Origin of the sequence: Flavobacterium sp. (assembly GCF_043722275.1) — a bacterium.
GTDB lineage: Bacteria > Bacteroidota > Bacteroidia > Flavobacteriales > Flavobacteriaceae > Flavobacterium.
Window position 1 is genome coordinate 15,736 of the sequence record NZ_JAYSPC010000015.1, and the last position, 21,712, is coordinate 37,447.

Below are 21,712 nucleotides of genomic sequence, written 5' to 3' on the forward strand. Positions count from 1 at the left end.
ATTTTATTAACATGAAACTTACACTTCCTCAGCAAGATGTTTATTTTGAGCAACTTATGTATTCAGGTGACCCTATTTATAATATAGGAGCAAAGATTTCTATTAAAGGAGATATTTCATATGAAATATTGAATCAAGCATATATAGCCCTAATTAATCAGCACGATTCATACAGGACTATTATCAATCAATCCAAAGAAGAGGTTACGATTCACACCTTGGAAAAGCATGATTCATTTTTAGAATTTATGGATTTTTCTTTTGGTGAAGATGCAGATGCCGAAGCCAATGAATTCATGCAGCAAAGATTTCAGATCTCTATTAAATTAGATACTAAAGAAATGCTGCACAAGTTTATCCTGATAAAGATAAATGATAAACAACATTATTTGTTTTCTGTTTACCATCATATTATTACAGATGGATGGGGAACATCCTTAATGTTCCAGCGATTGGTGAAAAACTACAATGAAATTGCGATTTTCGGGAATGTTACATCCGGGTATCCTTATACGTATCAGGATTTTGCAAATGATGATGCCCTTTATTTTTCATCTGAAGATTATAAAAATGACATGAATTACTGGACAGAAAGATTTAAAAAACTTCCGGAACAGTTATTAGAAAAAACACAAATTGCAGAGAAATCCAATAAAAGCAAAAGAAAAGAAATTACCATAAAACGTGAAGTTTACAATCAATTAGAGCAAGTAAGCAAAGACTTGGGATCTACAACTTTTCATGTGATTTTAGGGATTTTATATCTTTATTTTGGAAGAAAACACCAAAATACCGATTTCACTATTGGTCTTCCGGTGCTAAATCGTGGAAAATCTGTATTCAAAAAAACCGTGGGATTGTTCATGGGAGTTTCTCCGCTAAGATTGCAATTTAGCATGGAAGATAATTTTGAAGAACTGATTAAAAACATCAGACAACAATTGCGTCAGGATTACCGTCATCAAAGATTTCCTTTAGGAAAACTGATTAAGGCGCTGGGTTTGTTTCAGGAAAATCAAAGACTGTTTAACATTACATTATCTTATGAAAAACAAAATTATGCAGATCATTTTATTGATACCGAAACAAAAGTAATTCCACTTTCACATCATTCAGAACGCGTTTCCCTGGCTATTTATATTCGTGAATTTGACCAGTTCGAGGATGTAAAAATTGACTTTGATTACAATGTAAATTATTTTAACGAAGAAGATATTGCAAGAGTTGCAGCACATTTTGAAACATTGCTTTTAGAGGTAATCGAAGATCCTAAAAAAATACTTTCAGAGTATCAATACATTACAGCAATCGAAAAACAACAATTACTGGAGGAATTCAATGATACCCAATTTGATTATGCTGACGAAGCCACATTATTAAATTCTTTCAAGGAACAAGTGTTAAGATTTCCTCAAAAAATTGCTTTAAGAGATCACAAAACAGAATATACGTATCAGGAACTGGATTTGTTTTCGGACAAGGTTGCTGTTTATCTTCAAAAAACTATAAATAAAGATAAGTCAGGACAAGTTGCAGTTTTAATGAATCGTTCTGCAAATCTTGTGGTGACTTTATTAGGAGTTTTAAAATCCGGGAATGCCTATATTCCTTTAGATCCCTCTTTTCCCAAAGATCGTCTGGAATATATTATTGACCACAGCCAGGTAAAACAAATTATTTCTACTCATGATTTAAAACAAAAAATAGGCATTACAAGTGAAATTATAGATATTGAGTCAGTATTGCATCAGGAAACAGATGTAAAACCAAGTGTATTACAAAATCCGCTTTCGGCAAATACAGCTTATATTATTTATACTTCAGGATCAACAGGTAATCCTAAAGGAGTAGCGATCAGTCATAAATCATTACTTAATTTTTTAATTAGTATACACCAGAAACCTAAAGTAGAAAATAATGATTATTTGTTTTCTGTTACAACGCAGTCTTTTGATATTTCGATACTTGAGTTTTTTACTCCACTAATCACCGGAGCATCGCTTTATATTGCAAACGAGGAACTATTGGTTGATCCTTTAGCGATTATTGTAACATTACAGGAATTGAAACCAACGATAATTCAGGCAACTCCAAGCTTTTTCCAAATGCTTTATAATGCAGGATGGAAAGGAAACAAAGCATTGAAAATTTTATGTGGCGGAGATTTATTAAGTGAAACTTTAGCACAAAAATTACTGGAAACCAATGATGAATTATGGAATATGTATGGACCAACAGAAACAACAATCTGGTCCAGCTGTAAAAAAATAACACAAGGAAAAGAAGCCTCTAATATTGGTAAACCCATTAACAATACTAAGATTTATATACTTGATCAACGCTTGCAGCTTCTTCCTATTGGCAGTGCCGGAACTATCTATATTGGTGGTGACGGATTAGCGCAGGGTTATTTTAAAAATCAGGAATTAACAGATGAAAAATTTATTCAAAGTCCATTTGAAAAAAATAAAAAAATATACGATACCGGTGATTTAGGACAATGGAATGAAAAAGGAGAAATAGAATTTTTAGGACGTAATGATAATCAGGTAAAAATAAGAGGATATCGTATTGAACTGGGAGAAATCGAAACCAGATTAAATCAAATTAGCAATATTGAGTCATCTGTAGTTGTAGCCCAAAAAACGAAAGAACAGGAAGCTTTGTTGATTGCTTATGTAATAATGAGGGAAAATAAAGAATTTAATCCTTCGGTTATCATAAGTACTTTACGAGAAGAATTACCGGAATATATGGTACCGCATGCCATAATGCAAGTAGATGAATATCCATTAACGCCCAATAAAAAAATTGATCGAAAAGAGCTTTCATTGCGTGAAATTAGCATTGTAAAAACGGCATCTTCAAATGAAGTTCCAAAAACTGCATTAGAAATTAGCCTTCATAGTTTTTACAAAGAAGTACTAGAGTTGAAAGGAGAAATTGGTATAGCAGATAATTTTTTCGCTTTAGGAGGTCATTCCCTGAATGCTGTAAAATTGATAAATCGTATCAATGAGCAATTGCATTACAGAATAACTCTAAAAGATATTTTTGATCATCCAACAGTAAAAACACTATCTAAATATCTTGAAAATAAAGAGATTACATTAGATATTGACATTGAGCAAGCCGATGAAAAACAATATTATGAAATTACTCCTTCGCAATACGGAATTTGGCTTGCCTCTCAGCAAGAAGAGAAATCAATTGCTTACAATATGTCTTCGGTATTTAAAATTGAAGGTCAAATCAATAAAGCTGTTTTAGATCAGGTATTTCTGGAAATACAAAAAAAATACGAAATACTAAGAACAAATTTTATTGAAATAGGAGGGATTCCTTATCAAAAAATTTCGAATCAGCAAGAGACAAGTATTGTGACTCATAATTTTCTTTATGAAGAAAACGAAATGGGAAAAGCGTTGAAAGAGTACATAAACAAAGCATTTCATCTGGAAAAAGAACCTCTTTTAAGGATTGCTTTATTTCACCAGAATGATGGTATTTCTTATTTAGTTTTCCTGACGCATCATATTATCATGGATGGATGGTCTCTGGAAATTTTAATTACAGAGTTTGTAAACCGATACAGAGAAAAAGAGAAACAAAGTATAATAGAGGATCAAAAATTGAAGTTTCAGTTTAAAGATTATACTTCCTGGCATCAAAAACAAATAAAAAGCACCAATGAAAAACAACTTTTATTCTGGAATACTTATTTAAAACATTATGCCTGGAATAATAGTGTGCCATATGATTATGAACCATTAGAAGAAAAACATTTGGGCGCAATGCATCATTTTATTTATAAATCAATAAAAAATGCTCAATTAATTGCTTTTGCAAGAGAACATAAAGTATCGCTTCACACGCTTTTGGTGAGTGTTTTTAACATACTGATTTACAAAATGTATGGTAAAGAAGATTTTTGTGTAGGAACTGTAAATTCAGGACGAACACACGCAGAACTGCACAATCAATTGGGAATGTTTGTAAAAACGCTGCCATTGAGAACCCGCATAAATGCTGACCAGACAATTATGGAAACAATTCGTCAAACGCATCAAAACTTATTACTAATTGATGAACATCAGGATATACCTGCAACAATTCAAAGTAAATTAAGGTTAGACGCTTTGTTTGTGTTGCAAAATCCATCATTTGACTACAATAATATTGCTGTAAATGACACACTTAATTTACAAAAAATTACTGTAAATGAGTTGTATAGCAGATTATCGTTATTAATGACTTTTGTTGCAAACGAAGAAAATCTGGAAAGTAATATAAGCTATGCAGCCCAAAATTATAGTACAGAAACTATTGAACTAATGCAGCTTAAATACGAGAAATTATTAACCGAAATTCTCCAATATCCAGACATTCCTTTGCATTCTATAGACATGGAATTGCCGTTTGAAAAGGAAAGAAAAGTCGAGATAGGATTAAACTTTTAAGTTGAAATTATAAAAATAACATTCAAAAAAAATAGTATGAAACTAATAAAAACAAGCATCATTATAATTTTCTTATTGATAAATTTTCTGAGTAATGCACAGTCGCAAAATGTAACTTTCGAAAAAAGTTCTCCTCTTTTAGCGCAATTTAAAGATTCTGATCCTAATAAAATGGTTTGGGGTTACCTGACCGTTCCGGAAACTTGGGGAGCAAATGATGGCAAAACGATAAAAATCGCAGTTACAATTTTAAAAAAGACCTCAAATGTAAAAAGTTCTAAAGCAGTAGTTTTTATTCAGGGAGGACCAGGTGCAGACGGAATTGCAAATATTTGGGCATGGATAAACCATCCGCTTCGTAAAAACAACGACATTATTGTGTTTGATATCCGCGGAACAGGATTATGTAAACCAAGATTATCTGAAGATCTTGGTAAAAAGTTTTTAGAGATTCTTGCTAAAAATCAATCTGAAGAAGAAGATGAAAAGCAAAAAGCAAATGCTGCAATGTTATGCAAACAGGATCTTATAAACAGAGGAATAAATATTGATTCCTACAATAGTTCTTCTGTTGCGAACGATATTCATGCGCTAAAATCAGTATTAAAATACAAAGAATGGAACGTATATGGTGTATCCTATGGAACTTATGTTGCTCAGGTTTACGCCAGTACATATCCAAAAGATATAGAATCGCTAGTACTGGATTCTGCTATTTATGATATGTCAACCTATTACGTAAATAATACCAGCAATTATATGAACAGTTTACAGAAAATTTTTGAAATCTGTAAAAATGATGTGAACTATAATAAGGAATATCCAAATTTAGAAAAAACATATTATGAAGTTATTGCTGATTTAGAGAAAAATCCGCTCACGGTTACGGTCGATAAGGAAATAGTGCCTTCCGGAACATTTACTTATAATGCCGAAGATTTTAAAGTAGCGATTCAGCAAGCTTTGTACAATAAAAAACTGGTAGAAGTAATTCCGGTTTTAATTTATCAGTTTCATCAACGAAAAGGTGAATCATTAGGAAATCTTGTGAGTGCTTTTTCAAGTTTACTCGAAATGGATTACGGAGTTTACTATTGCATTAGCTGTAATGAAGCGCTGCCTAATAATGATTTTGCACAATATCAAAAAAATGCGGCAAGTTATAAAGGTTTAAGTGGTGGAATTTCGTTCTACAAATCTGATTTTAAAGTATGTGAAGCGTGGAATAAAAACAGGAGCAAAGCATCAATGAAAAGCTTTGATCTTTCAAATCTGGCATCCGGCAAATATCCGGTTTTGGTTTTCTCTGGCGAGTTCGACCCAATTACTCCTCAAACCAATGGAAAAATGGTGGCTGCAAGATTTAGTAACGCTTATAATGTTGAAGCCAATACTTACGGTCATGTACCAAGTTTTACCGAGATTGGGCGCGAAGTAGCCGAAAAGTTCATTGATCATCCGGAACAAAAATTGAATATTGATGCTTTTAAAGAAGCAAAATCAGTCAAACTTGTCACTGGAGTTATCATTAATAAAGGCATTTCAAGAGCCGGAACCAGTATTGGAGAACTAAATCCGGTCTTTTTATTTCCTTTGGTAATTGCATTAGTAATTATGATGGCATTTGTTGTAATGTATTTTTCAAAACTAATAAAACGACGATATACCACAATACAGGATAAAATAATGAGAATTTTCCTGATTATCACATCTGTAATAGGATTAGGGCTTTTTGTAAGTCTGATTATGGCGATAATAAATGTTTCAAAACAAAATTTTTTCATTTTAGCCTTTGGTTTACCGGAAAGCTTCAAATATGTTTTTTCATTGGTTTTTGGGTTTTCAGGCTGCTTGGTTTTATCACTGATATATTTCCTTTTTACGATTAAAAAAACAAATCAAAAAGAAGCTATTTTCTCCGTAATCTTTTCAAATATAATACTGGCGACCTATTTATTTTATTGGGGAATACTATAATTACCAGCATAAATTCCCAATATATATTTAAGAAAAAAACAAAAATAAAAAAACAAAAAATATTTTATCATGATAGCAAATATGACCGAAGAATATACCATCCTTTCAAATAAAACTTCAAAATTTAGAAATAACAATCAATTTCCATCACGAATAAATACAAATGATGATTCGGTTCCTGAAGTTTTTAAAGATTATAAATATCCTGTCACGGCGTGGCCAATTCTTATAAATAAGGAAATGACAGAACAGTTAAGAGAACTTTCATATAAAGTTCCAAAATTAATTCATAAAATCCCGTCCTTATATTTTAATAACGACACAAAAAAAATCGCTGATTTCTATTTTGACGGAAACGAAATACTGGCAGAATTTGGAATGATGTGCCACGATAAGAACGTTCAAATTGGCTCCAGATTAGATTTGACTTATACAGATGACGGATTTAAAATTTTAGAGGTTAATATGGGATCTTCATTAGGTGGATGGCAGGTACATAACCTGGAATCTGTAATTAGGCGAAATCATCCTGAATTGTGTGATGACGATAAATCCTGTAATTATAAAACACGAAATACGCTGGAGATATACATGAAATATCTAATTGAGCAAATTATAAAACAAGTTGGCAAACAAAATGATACCCTTAATTTATTTATAGATATCAGAGATATTGAAGATGCTGAAAAAAATAAGCATATAAGTTTTTTTGATGATTTATACCAAAAGGAATTGAAGAAAAAGGGATTAAAAGGAAACGCTTATACTGCCGATGTAAATTCATTACAGCTGGTAAACGGAGACTTATGCCTAAAAGATAAAACCATTCATGGAGTAATATTTTTATCACTGGATGTCGAAATTAGTCCTGAAATTTTCAGAGCTTTTATAATGGATAAAATTTACTTTCCGGATCATGTAGGACTTAGAATGCTGGGCGATAAACGAAATCTGGCTATTTTACGTGAATTAGCTCAGGCAGGAAAATTTTCGCCGGAAGATAATGAACTAATGCTTAAAAATATTCCGTGGACTTCACCGGTTGAAAATAAAACAACAATTTTTAAAGGTAAAGAGATTCATCTTTTTGATTTGCTAAAAAACAATAAGGATAAATTTGTGATAAAAGCGGCAAGAGGATATCAGGGGAAAGATGTTTTTATAGGTAAGTTTCAAAGTGACAATGAATGGGAAGAAATATTGGAAACAGCTTCAAAAAACGGCTTTTTTATTGCACAGGAATTTAGCGATTCGCTGGGATTTATGGCGCCAAATGAAGAAAACGAATGGACTCCGCACAAACTAATCTGGGGAGCATTTGGTTTTGGTGATTTTTACGGCGGTGTCTGGGTCAGAATGTCCGAAGTTAAAACAGATATTGGCGTTATCAATTCAGCAACAGGAGCAGTAGAAGCCATTGTATATGAAATTCTTAACTAGAAATATTATAGGTAATACTTTGTACAAATAAAAAAAACCGTCTCAGATTTGAGACGGTTTCTATTATTGTAATTCTTATTTATGATAAGAAAGGCAGGAATTTAGTTTCCAAAAGTATATCTAAGAGTAAATTGTGCTTGCCAAACATCAAATGTTGATGAATTTTTTTGGTAAGTATCTTTAATCAAATATCTCGCTCCATTAGGATCTGTTTGTGTAGCAATTGTATAAATTGGCACATTACCAGTTGAAGCAGAAGAGAATGCTAATACATTTGGATTAGTTGCTCTTTGAGAAATTCCCCAATCTTTATTAAGCATGTTTGTAAAGTTCAGGATGTCAGCTCTAAATTGAAAACTGTTCTTTTTACCTTTGATTCTGATGTATATATCCTGAGTAACAGATAAATCTAATCTGTGTAACATTGGTAAAGTAGACTCGTTTCTTTGAACGTATTGTCCTCTTCTTGTACTTAGATATTTGTCCTGATTGATGTAAGCATCAAATGCAGCTCTTTGTTCATCTTCTGTATAAATTTTTGTAGTTACAGGTGCACCTACAGGAGAACTTACTACTGTGAGAGGAGCAAAGCGAAGCTCAGATGCGCTATTTGGTACATAAAGTAAATCATTACCACTAACTCTGTCTCCATTCATATCTCCACTATAAGAGTAAGTAAATGGACTTGCTTGTTCTCCAATATAACCTAAGTTGATAGAAGTTGCACCTCCAAGAGTTTTACCATATTCAATTCTGTACCCAATAACCCCAACTAAACGATTTGGTGTATTGTTATTTGAATTAGAAATTTCAAGGTTGTTATTTCCGTTTACAGATCTTGCACTTGTCCATGAACCTGAAGCAACAGATCCCGGAGACATTAAGTCTGTAGCGTTAGAGTGTGTATAGGCAAATGATCCCCAAAGACCTTTTTGGTAAGGGTATTCTAATTTAAAAGTTGTAGAATAAAAATATCCTGCGTCAGTATTTGCTAAAACAATACCGTTTGAAACGTTATCATTTACACGTGTTCCAGGATCATTACGTGAATATCTTGGTCTGTTATCAGTTCCTGCGAAAGTTCCCACAGGTCCATCAAAGTTAGCATTGTAATAATTGATAGCATTGATGTTTTTTTGCAATATACCTTCAACAGTACCTACGAATCCAAAAGGAAGTTTTTCATCAATAGCCATTGTAGTTTTCCAAACCTGTGGAGATTTGAATTTTTTCTCATTAAATGACAAGTCATAAGTGGATGGAGCTGTTGGTGTAGCCGGAGTAAAATATTGTGCCGGATTTGGTGTAAAACCATATCCACCTGCAACTAAAGCAGCACCACTAACATCTACAACACCTGTAAGAACACCGTTGTTTCCAATTTGGTTTGATAAATATACCCCTGGAGATCTACCAGTAAATATTCCTGAACCTCCACGAATAATTGTTGAGGAATCTCCATTTAAGTCAAGGTTAAAACCAACTCTTGGTTCAAATAAGATTGCTGCATCCGGCATTGTACCAGTGTTGAATTTTGCGCCATTAGCAAAAGTCATAGCTGTAACTGTAGGGTTTTCTAATGCTGTATCAGCATACCAAATTCTTGAAGCTCTTAAACCAACAGTAATTTTAAACCTGTCGCTTAATTTCATTTCGTCCTGAGCATATAAATCTAATTTGTTAGATTTTAATATTTGCATTGGTTCAGCACCTCCCGGTAAAGCAGAATATTTGTACTGGAAACGAGCAGGCGAAGTAAGAGTTACACTTGATGGAGCACCACCATTTGCTGCTGACTGATTTGCAGCAGTATAAAAATCAGCTAAAGAGTTAAAAACGTAAACTCCGTTTGAACCTGAGAAGAATAAGTTGCTTGATTTGAAATATTCAAAATTCGCACCAAATACTAAAGAGTGTTTTCCGATAGTTTTAGTAAGATTATCTGTAAAGTGCAGTGTAGAGTAAGAAAGTTTGTTTCCTTGAGTAAAAGGATCTAAACCAACTGAAATATAAGTAGCAGCACCTTGTTTGATATCAATTGTAGGGAATAAACCACCACCAATTAAACCTCTGTCTTCAATTTGTTTATCATAACCTCCAATGAAGTTATTGTACCATGAATTGCTTAATTTACTGTTTAATTCTAATACAATAGATCTTGTGTTATCTAAAATAGTATATCCGCTATTTTGAAAAGACATTGCTAATCCACTATTCGTTCTGTTACCAAAACCTAATGAGTTTGAGTTAGAAGTTAACTGATCAGAAGATGAATCGTGATATACATAACGCGCTGTAAGCTTATGGTTATCGTTGATATTCCAGTCAATTCTGGCTAAGAATTTTTTTGATTCCTTTGATGAATCATAGTTTTCCCATGGACCGGTAGTGTATCCAAATTTATCCTGCATGAAAGTAGAAAGAGTCTGCATTTCCGTATATGTTGGAAGTGAATTCTGACCGCTTGGATTTGGAGAACCCGTAGAAGTAAAACTTGTAGCAGGGCTTGTATTGTCAATAGTTTCAAAGTTTCCAAAGAAGAATAATTTATCTTTGATAATTGGTGCTCCAAATCGGGCTCCTAATATTTTTTCTTCAAACTTTCCTGGTTTGATTGTTACATCACCAGCATGTGTACCAATAAAATCTTTTTTATTACTTCTTGTAGAAGTATAAACAGATCCTTCAAATTCATTAGTTCCACTTCTTGTTACAGCGTTAATACCAGAACCTAAAAATCCGGATTGACGAATATCATAAGGAGCAATATTTACCTGTAATTGCTCAATTGCATCTAATGAAATTGCAGTAGAACCAGTTCTTCCTCCGGCTTGTGAATCTGATCCAAGACCAAATCCGTTGTTAAATACAGAACCGTCAATTGTAAAGTTGTTCAATCTTGAATCCTGACCACCAAATGTTCCGTTGGCACCAGCATTAGCATTGTATTTTGTAACAGAGTTAATTGAACGGGCTCCTAATACAGGAACAGCAACAATTTCTCTATTTGAAAACTGTTGCGAAGCACCAGTTCTCCCTTTATTGAAATTTCCTTTTGATTTTGTTGAAACTACAACTTCCTGAAGAGCATTTTGTTCTTCATCAATTTTTACATTTACAGTTAAGTTGTTACCTAAACCAACGTTAATGTCTGTAATTTCACTTGTTTTGTAACCTATATAAGTTACTTTAACCGTATATGGTCCACCTGGTCTTAAACCCTGGACAGCATATCCCCCGTCAAAATCTGTAGTAGAAAAGTATTTTGTTCCGGTTGGCTTATGCACTATTTCAACAGTGGCTCCCGGAAGCGCTTCTCCCTTACTTGCTCTAACAGTTCCTGACATAGCCGAACTCGTAACTTGAGCATGACCTAAGGCTGATAGAAAGATAATCATAATAAAAATAATTTTCTTCATTTTTAGTGTTATTGGTTTATTGTTTTTGGCAAAATTATAACAATTTAACTGTATAATGTTAACACAACATTAACAAAATGTATTATTGTTGGGATTAAAATGACTTTATCGATTTCGATGACATTTTTTTGAAGAAATTATTAATTTGACAGCTATAAAATGCTAATTGTGCGGATAATACATTATTACAGCCATATAGATTTTTTCTATTAAAGAGTTAAACATGATTTAGCTTCGATGATAATGTTTCGCCTTTTTTAAGATTTTTGACGCTTTTAATACGATAAGTAATACGTAATAATTTAACAAATTTCATGAATTATTAAAAATCAAGAAATTCCTTTAATTTTAAGGCATTAAAAGGGGCGTAACCGTTTTGATCATTATCAAAATACACAAATACATCTTTTGTTTTTAACCAGTTTTTGCATTGTTTTGCCCAATTTTTCAAAGCTTCATCAGAGTAACTTCCCTGATATTTATCGCCAGGACCGTGAAGTCTCAGATACACAAAATCTGCCGTGATTTCTAAAGGAGAAATATGTCCCGCCAATTCATAGATGCAAAATGCACAATTGTATTTTTTGAGAACTAAATAAAGTTCCGGTGTATACCAGGCAATATTTCGGAATTCAAAAACATATCTGAATTTTTTAGGCAAAGCGATCAAAAAATTTTCCAGCAAAACAAGATCAGGTTTCATAAAAGGTGGCAATTGAAATAAAACGGCACCTAATTTTTCTTCCAATAAAATTATTCTGTCCATAAACTGCACAATACTTGCAGCCGGATCATGAAGTTTTTTCATGTGCGTAATATATCGGCTTGCCTTAATTACATAAGTAAAATCATCAGGTGTATTTTTTTTCCAGTTTAAAAAAGTTTCCTGCGCGGGCAGATTATAAAAAGTATTATTAATTTCAACCGTATTGAAATTTTCAAGATAATAGTTAAATTGATCTTTAACCTTAACTTCCTGAGGATAAAAAGTGCCACGCCAATGTTTATAAGACCAGCCTGACGTTCCTATATAAATTTGATTTTGCATATTTTAATAATTTTCTATTGAAATAAAAAACCATTAGTTTTAGCTAATGGTTTTAAGAAGTATTCTAAATTTTTCTATTTAGTTATATTTCATCAAAGTCATCTTTAGATTCATTCAAGATCTTCATCATTCAAATCTTCATCATCTAAATCTTCCTTTTCAAAATCTTCCTCATCGGTTTCATCCTCTTCAAAATCTTCATACGGATCATCATCTTCTTCATCTTCTTCTTCGGTAGGATCTTCGTCTAAAGCATCATCATAATCAGTGTCGTCCAGATTTCCCTGATCCGTATTTTCAAGCTCATTAGAAAATTCACTATCAAGATAATTCGATTCTTCGCCCCAGCATAAAAGCTGTTCCCTCGTCGATTTATATTGCCAATCCATATGATCACGTTCATATTGTTCTACATATAAAGGAGTATCATCTGTAGAAATAGGTTCTTCGTAGTTTATATAATCTGTTCTCATCGCGTTATATTTTAAGTTTTTCTTTTATTTTTTTCTGATTATTTCCATTGTGAATCATTCATGTAGTTGATTTATAATGAAATACAATTACAAATTAAAATTAGAAAGACATTAAATAAATGTTTTATAAAATTTGACAGAATCATTATGTAATTATCACTTCGCAATTTTTATTTATCTGATTATTAATTGGATAAAAAAAATAACAATTAAACAGTACTGTCAGAATGAATTTTGGGATCATAATAACAGTCTAAAATAGAACGCATTTTTTCAGGATTGGCGACGGCATTTTTGAATTCATTCCAGGTTTCATCAGTAATCAAATTCAAAAGCGGCTGATTAACCTCAAAAACATAAGGCGCATTTTCCCTGATTAACGCATCCCATTGTGCATGATAACGCAAAATATCATCCGGATAAACGGTTTTTCGTTCAGTTCCTTCATCGATAACGTCAAACGGAGTTTCAACATTCAAATAACCATAATCATCTGTAAGTTCTTCGCCCGGATAAATATCCCGGATCGCAATCTCAAAATCATATGGCGTGCTAAAACAACTTGGATTAAAGCTATGGTTGACAAATTTGCCATTGTCCCAACACAAAACCTGATCGCCATTTTTATTGGTAAAGGAGTAAGTGTCGAGATATTTTTTAGTAAAAGGATTAAAATCCAAAGTGCGTTCACGCAAAAATACCTGATCAAGTTCATCCTGTACCCACGTGATTGTTCCCTTTGGAATAAATTTTACAGCAACAAGTCCGTATCCTTTTTCCGGACTTATAAAGCGTACTTCAGTATCTGTATGTATCATATTTTATAATCATTAATCGTTGACAATTTTTAGGCATTCACATTGGTAAACCTCTTTTCTTAACCCACTACTTGAAAAGCGATGATTGCGTTTATTGAACACAAGCTGAATCTTCATTTTCTCGCAATATTCGCGTCCGGTAAAATTTGCGTTTTTATATTCATCGCCTAAAATCCTCACATCAATAGGCAAAGCCTGAAGAATATCTTCAAGATCCTGCTCTGTAGCATACGGAATAATTTCATCGACAAATTTGCACGCTTTAAGCTGAATGTATCTTTCTACGACAGATTGCGTAGGTTTATTTTTTTCAGGTCTGTCAATTGTTGGGTCAGTTTGTAAACCCACGATCAAATAGTCACAATATAATTTTGCTTCTTCCAGCATTCTTACATGTCCGGCGTGAAGTAAATCAAAGGCGCTAAATGTAATTCCGATTTTTGTTTTTATGACTTTCATCTTAATTTGGTATTAATATTATTTAAATAAGTTCAGGAAAAAATCCATGATTTTCGCCGGATTTCTAAATTGGGATTGAGCTTCAATAACGGCATCAATATATTCCTGCGTTGCAATTCGGTTACCTGAAGCATCTAAATCCCAAATGCCGCAATTGCTGTAACTGGTTAAATCGTCCCAATCCGGTCTGTCGGTTATTGGATAAATACAAATTCCGTTAAAATCGACGCCGTTTTCTCGTGCGATTAAACATTCTGATGTAATTTCTTCAATCCACGGAACCCGGCCTGAGCCAAAATGCCCGGTTTCAGAAAGAAAAATAGGTTTGCGATATCTATCGTAAGCAATTTGAAGTAAATCAGAAACTGGCATTCTTAAAGGTTCTGTTTCAGGCCAGTCAAGCGTTTCACCGTTCACGCGCCATTGACAATTCCAGTAATAATTGAATCCCAAAATGTCCAGATATTCCTCAGATCCGCCAAGTTCCGGACACATTCTTCCCGCAATAATATCCATCGCCTGAAATTGATGTCCGTTTAGTTCATTTGCATGTTCTGCGCTCGTATTTTCGTCACAATGAATTTTAACCAATGGTTCAACTAATACAATAACACAATCAGGATCAGCTTCTTTTAAAGTTTTAATTCCTAAAATAGCCGCTTTGCACAAATGATATTTAATATCCCAACCGCTGTTTACAGCAAAAGGAACCGTGCCGCGAACATCACCGGAATGCCACGAAAGAAAACTTATTTCATTGATAGGCACGACATACAAATCCTGTTTAGCATTTTGTTTATAAAAAGTGGCAAATGCTTGACACAAAGCGGTAAAACGACTGCAAAAATGTGGATGCGTCGGATATAATCCATCGGGATAACCAAAATGAATGAGATCCCAAATTTGCTGAATTCCGAAAGTTTCCGCAGCTTTCATGCGATTATAAACTTCAGAAAAATCAAAAATCCCAGCTGATTTTTCGACGTTGCTCCAGCAAATACCTTCGCGAACGGTTTTTATGCCAAGTTTACAAAGTGCCTCATAATCCTCGATAACCCTGATATCGTGCTGGGTTTCCTGTAAAAGATTAATTCTTTCGCCGGAGCGGTTAATATGATCTGCACATTCATAACCACCGATGAAAAAAGTGTTGAAAATTTTCATTAACCGGCAGTTTTATAATTGATCGTGTCTTTATTTTCGAGAGTTTCAAAAAGATCCAAAGCATTTTTAAAAGCCTGATCCATATTAAAATATTTATAATTAGCAAGTCTGCCCACAAAATGAACATCTACAAGTTGATCTGCTTCGGTTTTATAGCGCGCATAAATTTCTTCGTTACGAGGATTCGGAACCGGATAATACGGTTCGCCATCATCAACAGTATATTCGCGCACAACAGTAGTTTTATCTGATTTTTGGTTTCCAAAATGTTTGTATTCGATAATTCGGGTAAAATCAACCTCAGTTCCCGGATAATTTACAACCGAGTTTTCCTGAAAAAATTCGGCTTCAACAGTTTCGCTCACAAAATTTATAGAACGGTATTCCAGTTTTTGGGTAAGACTGTGTTTAAAGTGAAAAAAGCGATCAACTGGTCCGGTATAAAACAGTTTTTCATATCCTTTATATTGATCTTTAACATCAAAATAATCAGTTTCTAAAAGAATTTCGATATTAGGATGTTTCAGTATATTTTCAAAAAGCTGCGTATAACCACCTTCCGGTAATGCCTGATACGTATCCGAAAAATAACGATCGTCATAATCATAACGCACGGGAATTCGGTTTAAAACCGAAGCATCAAGTTCAGCCGGATATTTATCCCATTGTTTTTTAGTATAATGCTTGAACATTTTTTCATACAAAACGGGACCAACACGATTTAAAACTGCTTCTTCACCGTTAGAAGGAGATTCAATAGCGGTTCGGTTTTCCTCCAGCCAGTTTTTCATCTCCTCTTCAGAGCTGATATTGGTATTAAAAAGTTCATTGACCGTAGTAATATTTACAGGAATTGGAACGGTTTTATCATCAACGCGAGCCACAACTTTGTGTTCCCAATTGTACCATTTTGAGAATTGATTGACATATTTCCAAACTGTTTCTTCATTAGTATGAAACAAATGAGCGCCGTATTTAGACACTAAAATTCCGTTTTCGTCAATATAATCGTAGCAGTTTCCCGCAATATGATTTCGTTTTTCTATAATCAAAACACGTTTGCCTATTGACGCGTATCTTTCGGCAAGAACGGCTCCGGAAATTCCCGCGCCGATAATTAAAATATCGATATTTTTCATTGTGCAAAAGTTTTAATGATAGACTCCATTTTGTTTGCCGTAGCGTCCCACGAAGTTTTTTTAAGAATGTCAAAATATTCCAGTTCCATAGAAAGCTGATCTCTTTTGTCAAACAAATAGGTGATGGCTTCGCAAAATTCATCAGCAGTTTCAACAAGATTTACACAAATGCTGTAATCGCGGACCACATCAGTAATTTTTGTAGAAATTATAGGTTTTCCCGCCGCCATATATTCAAGCGTTTTAGTTGGGCTTATATATTTTGTCGCATCATTAATGGCAAAAGGCATCATTGCGATATCAAATCCTTTTAAATAATTAGGAAGTTCGTTGTAAGATCTCATTCCTAAATAGTAAATATTATCTTCCAGAGGCAAATCTGATTGATCAATTTTAGCCAAAGGACCAATCATTACAAAGGAAACATTAGGTAATTTTTTAGCAGTTTCGTGTAATAATTCAAGATTGATTCTCTCATCGATTACACCAAAATATCCAACTACCGGAGCTTGTAAATTTGCAATATCCGCCGGAACCTCAATTCCGTTAAGAGCTTGCGCAAAATGAGGCTGATCTACAGAACTCGGAAAACAATACACATTATCATGATGTTGTTTTTTGGATTCATATAAGGATTTTCCGCCTGTAAAAACAATATCAGCATTTGCCATCAGGTATTTTTCCTGTTCTATTAATTGTTTTGGCGCTCCTTTAAATAAAGTCAATTCATCCATGCAGTCAAAAACTACGGTTTCAAAATCAAAAACATCTAATAAAGGACTAAATGATGCCGAATAAAACCATCCCACAGAAGGATTAAGATTACTGATATATTCAGGAAGTATGATCGCAATGGCTTCAATATCTTTTACTTTGGGCTGTAAAATATGAAGGTTATCATTTATGACCAATAAATTACCGGAATTTTCATCGTGGTTGTCGTAACCTATTGGCTCTTCGATTAATAAAATTTTTGCATTTTTAGACAATCGGCTAATCAAATGCTGTGGACGCTGGTATACAAACTGCCATCTAAGATGACAGAAAACGACCATATCATATTTTTGTGCTGTTGAATATCCAATAGCAGCTTCGGTTTTTTGAGAAGCTGAAAATTCGGATTTGTTTTTCTGTGGCGGGCGTAAATTTGTTAACATGGCAATGATTTTTTTAATTTATTACTTAATACGTGATTGAAAAATTTAAAAGTGTACGGGGTTTTTGTCACTTTATTGAGCCAAATGTATATTGGTTAATCGTAAGAAATTTATATAATTATCTGCCTTTGTTACAAAATTACATTTTGCTACGTATTGATTTTTAAAGCCTTAAGAAAGGATAGCATTTTCAGCGTAGTTTTTTATTTGGTTTTTTCAGAAATAAATTGATAAACGACTTTAACGTTTGTTATATGTAAGATATATGAGGTAAAGTGTAAGATTATGATTCTAAAGATGAGTTAATTAGCGTTTCTATTAATTTAAAAAATCTTATTATGAAAGCAGCAGTGATACACGGGCCCGGTTCTGTAAAATACGATACGGTTGATGATCCTAAATTAAAAGCCCAGGATGATATTATATTAAAGGTAACATCGACGGCAATATGCGGATCAGATCTTCATATTTATTCGGGCGGTTTGCCACAACCCAGACCTATGGTTTTGGGACATGAATTTATGGGAATAGTTGAAGAAACCGGATCAGCGGTGACACATCTTAAAAGAGGAGACAGGGTTGTAGTGCCGTTTCCTATTGCATGCGGAAATTGTTTTTTCTGTAATCATGATGTTCCCGGAAATTGCGAACACAGTAATCCTGAAAATTACGGTCCCGAAGGTGGAATTTTAACAGAAAAAGGAGGCGCACTTTTTGGCTACACCGATTTGTACGGAGGTTATGATGGAGGTCAGGCACAATATGTTCGTGTTCCATATGCGAATTACGGACCCAGAGTTGTTCCTGATAGTTTAACCGATGAACAATTATTGTTTCTTACCGATATTTTTCCAACAGGATATACGGGAGTAGATTGGGGAGAAGTGAAAGGCGGTGAAACGGTTGCTATTTTTGGATCTGGACCAGTGGGAATTATGGCTGCTAAAAGTGCCTGGCTTCGCGGAGCTTCGCAGGTTATTATTGTTGATACACTTCAATTTCGATTAGATAAGGCAAAAGTAACGACAGGTGCGACTACTATTTTATGGGAAGACGGACCCAAAGATGTTGTTGAGCAAATTCGCGATATGACTCAGGGACGTGGTGCCGATGTATGTATTGATGCAGTTGGATTTGAACCGGATCGAAATCTTGGTGACAGAATTAAGGCAACAATTAATTTTGAAAAAGGATCTACTAAAGTTTTAGAAGCCTGTATGAGCGCCGTTAGACGAAGCGGTATTGTATCAGTATTAGGTGTTTATCCGGTGAATTATGATAATTTTCCGTTAGGACAATTTTTTGATAAAGGAATTATCCTAAAAGGCGGACAGGCGCCGGCACACAAACATATCGATAAACTTTTAGAATATGTCGTGCAGGGAAAAGTACAACTAGACGATATTATTACGCACAGACTTCCGTTATCTGAGATTTCACATGCTTATGATATTTTTAAAAAGCGTGAAGATGGCTGCGTGAAAGTAGTTCTTGATCCGTGGCAATAATCCGGCTTTTGCCGAAATCAAAATTAGAATAAAATCTGCACTTGCTGCAGATTTTTTTATTTGGATAAAGAGCTTTCGTATTTAATAAATAATGGTAAGTGTTTGAAAATGTGAATCATGTAAAATTTAAAAATCAATTTTGTAAACAATACCGAGGCAGCTTTTTTAAATTTGAATTATAACCTTAAAAATTTAAATTATGAAAACTGCAACAAAAAGTACAACAACTGCAAAGAGTACCGCCACTAAAAGCAGTACATCAGGAACAAGTAGAAAAGTAAAAGCAAAACCATCAGCTGCCGAAGGATTAAGAGAACTATTTATAGATTCACTTAAGGATATTTACTGGGCAGAAAAAGCACTGACAAAAGCGCTTCCTAAAATGGCGAAAAATTCAACTTCAGAAAATCTTATTGCAACCATTAATGACCATTTAATTGTAACCGAAGAACAAGTAACGAGACTTGAAAAAGTTTTTGAAATTCTAGGTGAAAAAGCGGCTGCAAAAAAATGTGATGCTATGGAAGGACTTATTAAAGAAGGCGAAGGCATTATGGAAGAAACGCAAGCCGGCGCAGTTCGTGACGCGGGAATTATTGCGGCATCTCAAAAAATTGAGCATTATGAAATAGCCACTTACGGAACTTTAGCAGCTTTTGCCGAAACATTAGGAGAACAAGAAGCTGTTGAATTATTAAAAGCAACACTTGAAGAAGAAAAACAAGCAGATACTTTATTAACTGATACGGCTTATAATTCGATTAATTTTGATGCTGCCGATGATGAAGAGGAAGAATTATAAGCCTTTATAACCTGTGTCAGATCAAATGGCACAGGTTTTTTTTTATAAATTATTCTCAAACTATTTTCTCTGCCAAATGAATGACGTTGATAAAATAATATGCATTGCCGAGTGGGTTTTAAAAAACGCAATTGTCAAAATAAAGGAATTAAATTACAACGCAGGAAAAATTAATTTAGCTGGTTTACACCCAATCTGCGACATTATGGCTGTAACATAAAAGTACTTTTATGGGGAAGAATCGAAGTGTAAAATACAGATTACTTTTTTAAAATATTTTAAAAATTGCCCATAAAAAAACCGTCATTTTATTAACGGTTTTTTTTATATCAGATAATTAAATTTTAGAAATTTCCCTGACCAAATTCGTCCTTATCGAATTCTTCATTATCGATCTCATCCCTGTTGACTTCGTCGTTTTTGATTTCGTCGTTACTAAGTTCTCCAATTTCAAATTCTTTGTTAACCGAATTATCCTGATTTAATTCATCCGTTTCAAATTTATCACTTTCAAACTCATCGTTGTCCGGAGTATCAATTTCGGTTTCAAATCCTTCAGAAGGATCATTGTTTCTAAGATCATTTTCAATGTCTTGTTCCGTTATATCCTTTAATTCGCTGTCTGATTCATTATCAAGGTTTTCAGAATCATATGGGTTTTCATTTAAATCGATACTTTGATGGTCTGAATTTGGAAAATTGCCATTTTCCTGTCCGTAAAATTTATTATTTTCTGCTGTCATAATAAGATATTTTAAAATTAGTTTTTTTGAGTTTGCACTGTTTTCTTTGTTGTATCATGCGATTTTTCATTGCTTCTTGCAGACGTTGTTTTCGTGTCGGATTTTTTGTCTGAAGCTCTCGCGCTGGTTGCAGTACTATTTTTGTGATAGGAAGTGTCCATAACATTGTTTTTTAATTATACTACAAATCTATTCGAGTCAAACAGAGATTGGTTATACTATTATCCCGAATAATTCTATAATTATCAGATAGTTATGTTTTATGTTTTTAAACGTTCACAAAAAATCTGCGAAAGATAAATCCTAATTACCAAGTGGATATTCCTGATTGTTGTTTTTTGCCGGAATTTTTTTTATAGCACGTGATTCAGTATTTTTTGATGATTCGTTTGAACTGTTATTATCGACAATTTTTTTATTATCGTTATTTTTTTCTGCATTTTCTGAGTTAGAGATTTTATTTTTCATGATGTCATATATTTAAGTTATTTCAAAAGTAAAATCTTATAGCAATATATGTTTGCATCATTTTAATTCGCGATTTATATAATTATCAGCTACTTATAAAACAATCTCAAAAAGAATGCTGCTGAATTCGGAATATATTTTAAATAAAAAAAAAGCCTGTGGAATGCAGGCTTTTTTCGATACTATAAATTCTCTAATAACTAATTGCAAATTAAATGACTCGCTGAAGTAAATTTTTTAGATCAGTTAAACTTGTTGGTTTCGTGAAAAAATCAGCGGCACCCAAGATTGCTGCTTTCTTTTTATCCTGTATTGCTTCAGTAGTAGAAAATACAATTACAGGCACATTTTGGATAATATCCCTTTTTTTAAATTCTGATAATAATTCAAAACCTGTCATGATTGGCATATTCAAATCCAGAAAAATTATATCAGGATTTATCTGCTTTGCCGTTAATTGATTCAATGCGTCAACAGGATTGTGCAACGAAGTATAATTTGCTGTTGATATACATAAAAGCGCATCATGAAAGAATTCGCAATCGTCATCGTCGTCGTCAATTTGCAAAATGTTTCTGTATCTCATAATTTTTAATTTAGTTAAATGATTGAATTGGGGGTAAATTTTAATGTTTCC

The 21,712-nt window shown here is 33.5% G+C and carries 17 protein-coding genes; 5 read left to right on the forward strand and 12 right to left on the reverse strand.

What is annotated here, in order from left to right; genetic code table 11:
- The first annotated feature begins 11 nt into the window (after nt 1–11).
- From ACHZDT_RS02375 to ACHZDT_RS02385, 3 genes are all read left to right on the forward strand, one after another.
- Nucleotides 12–4,460 (forward strand): amino acid adenylation domain-containing protein, encoded by a 4,449-nt coding sequence (locus ACHZDT_RS02375; protein WP_394773061.1) that lies wholly within the window; start codon nt 12–14, stop codon nt 4,458–4,460.
- Nucleotides 4,461–4,496: 36 nt separating this feature from the next.
- Nucleotides 4,497–6,437 carry an alpha/beta fold hydrolase gene (locus ACHZDT_RS02380; protein WP_394773062.1) on the forward strand — a complete coding sequence of 647 codons (1,941 nt, stop codon included), beginning with the start codon at nt 4,497–4,499 and terminating at the stop codon, nt 6,435–6,437.
- A gap of 69 nt (nt 6,438–6,506) precedes the next feature.
- The gene (locus ACHZDT_RS02385) at nt 6,507–7,877 is read left to right on the forward strand and encodes a hypothetical protein (RefSeq protein ID WP_394773063.1); all 1,371 of its coding nucleotides are present in this window, start codon (nt 6,507–6,509) and stop codon (nt 7,875–7,877) included.
- A gap of 101 nt (nt 7,878–7,978) precedes the next feature.
- On the opposite strand, the gene ACHZDT_RS02390 is transcribed toward ACHZDT_RS02385, so the two are convergent.
- The 8 genes from ACHZDT_RS02390 to ACHZDT_RS02425 form a co-directional block, all read right to left on the reverse strand.
- On the reverse strand, nt 7,979–11,296 hold the full coding sequence (locus ACHZDT_RS02390) for a carboxypeptidase regulatory-like domain-containing protein (protein WP_394773064.1): 3,318 nt from the start codon (nt 11,294–11,296) through the stop codon (nt 7,979–7,981).
- Nucleotides 11,297–11,618: 322 nt separating this feature from the next.
- Nucleotides 11,619–12,344 carry a DUF72 domain-containing protein gene (locus ACHZDT_RS02395; RefSeq protein ID WP_394773065.1) on the reverse strand — a complete coding sequence of 242 codons (726 nt, stop codon included), beginning with the start codon at nt 12,342–12,344 and terminating at the stop codon, nt 11,619–11,621.
- Between the two features lie 110 nt (nt 12,345–12,454).
- Nucleotides 12,455–12,817 carry a hypothetical protein gene (locus ACHZDT_RS02400; RefSeq protein ID WP_394773066.1) on the reverse strand — a complete coding sequence of 121 codons (363 nt, stop codon included), beginning with the start codon at nt 12,815–12,817 and terminating at the stop codon, nt 12,455–12,457.
- A gap of 209 nt (nt 12,818–13,026) precedes the next feature.
- Nucleotides 13,027–13,635 (reverse strand): SET domain-containing protein, encoded by a 609-nt coding sequence (locus ACHZDT_RS02405; protein ID WP_394773067.1) that lies wholly within the window; start codon nt 13,633–13,635, stop codon nt 13,027–13,029.
- Between the two features lie 12 nt (nt 13,636–13,647).
- Nucleotides 13,648–14,094, reverse strand: coding sequence for an adenylyltransferase/cytidyltransferase family protein (locus ACHZDT_RS02410; protein ID WP_394773068.1), 447 nt, complete (start codon nt 14,092–14,094; stop codon nt 13,648–13,650).
- Between the two features lie 18 nt (nt 14,095–14,112).
- Nucleotides 14,113–15,258, reverse strand: coding sequence for a hypothetical protein (locus tag ACHZDT_RS02415; RefSeq protein ID WP_394773069.1), 1,146 nt, complete (start codon nt 15,256–15,258; stop codon nt 14,113–14,115).
- Entirely contained in the window at nt 15,258–16,397 is a 1,140-nt protein-coding gene (gene glf, locus ACHZDT_RS02420) for a UDP-galactopyranose mutase (protein ID WP_394773070.1), read from the reverse strand. Before glf ends, ACHZDT_RS02415 begins: the two co-directional genes overlap by 1 nt.
- Nucleotides 16,394–17,554 carry a glycosyltransferase gene (locus ACHZDT_RS02425; RefSeq protein ID WP_394773071.1) on the reverse strand — a complete coding sequence of 387 codons (1,161 nt, stop codon included), beginning with the start codon at nt 17,552–17,554 and terminating at the stop codon, nt 16,394–16,396. Before ACHZDT_RS02425 ends, glf begins: the two co-directional genes overlap by 4 nt.
- Before the next feature lie 338 nt (nt 17,555–17,892).
- Here ACHZDT_RS02425 and ACHZDT_RS02430 point away from each other — a divergent pair, with 338 nt between their 5' ends.
- Both ACHZDT_RS02430 and ACHZDT_RS02435 read left to right on the forward strand, forming a co-directional pair.
- Nucleotides 17,893–19,062, forward strand: coding sequence for a zinc-dependent alcohol dehydrogenase (locus ACHZDT_RS02430; protein WP_394773072.1), 1,170 nt, complete (start codon nt 17,893–17,895; stop codon nt 19,060–19,062).
- Between the two features lie 199 nt (nt 19,063–19,261).
- Nucleotides 19,262–19,864, forward strand: coding sequence for a ferritin-like domain-containing protein (locus tag ACHZDT_RS02435; protein ID WP_394773073.1), 603 nt, complete (start codon nt 19,262–19,264; stop codon nt 19,862–19,864).
- A gap of 344 nt (nt 19,865–20,208) precedes the next feature.
- Here the strand turns inward: ACHZDT_RS02435 and ACHZDT_RS02440 are convergent, their stop codons facing one another.
- The 4 genes from ACHZDT_RS02440 to ACHZDT_RS02455 form a co-directional block, all read right to left on the reverse strand.
- Nucleotides 20,209–20,607, reverse strand: coding sequence for a hypothetical protein (locus tag ACHZDT_RS02440; RefSeq protein ID WP_394773074.1), 399 nt, complete (start codon nt 20,605–20,607; stop codon nt 20,209–20,211).
- 17 nt (nt 20,608–20,624) lie between these two features.
- Nucleotides 20,625–20,768: a hypothetical protein gene (locus ACHZDT_RS02445; protein ID WP_394773075.1), complete on the reverse strand. Its 144-nt coding sequence runs from the start codon at nt 20,766–20,768 to the stop codon at nt 20,625–20,627.
- A 142-nt stretch (nt 20,769–20,910) separates the two neighbouring features.
- Nucleotides 20,911–21,075 carry a hypothetical protein gene (locus ACHZDT_RS02450; protein ID WP_394773076.1) on the reverse strand — a complete coding sequence of 55 codons (165 nt, stop codon included), beginning with the start codon at nt 21,073–21,075 and terminating at the stop codon, nt 20,911–20,913.
- Nucleotides 21,076–21,286: 211 nt separating this feature from the next.
- Nucleotides 21,287–21,661 (reverse strand): response regulator, encoded by a 375-nt coding sequence (locus tag ACHZDT_RS02455; RefSeq protein WP_394773077.1) that lies wholly within the window; start codon nt 21,659–21,661, stop codon nt 21,287–21,289.
- Nucleotides 21,662–21,712: the final 51 nt, after the last annotated feature.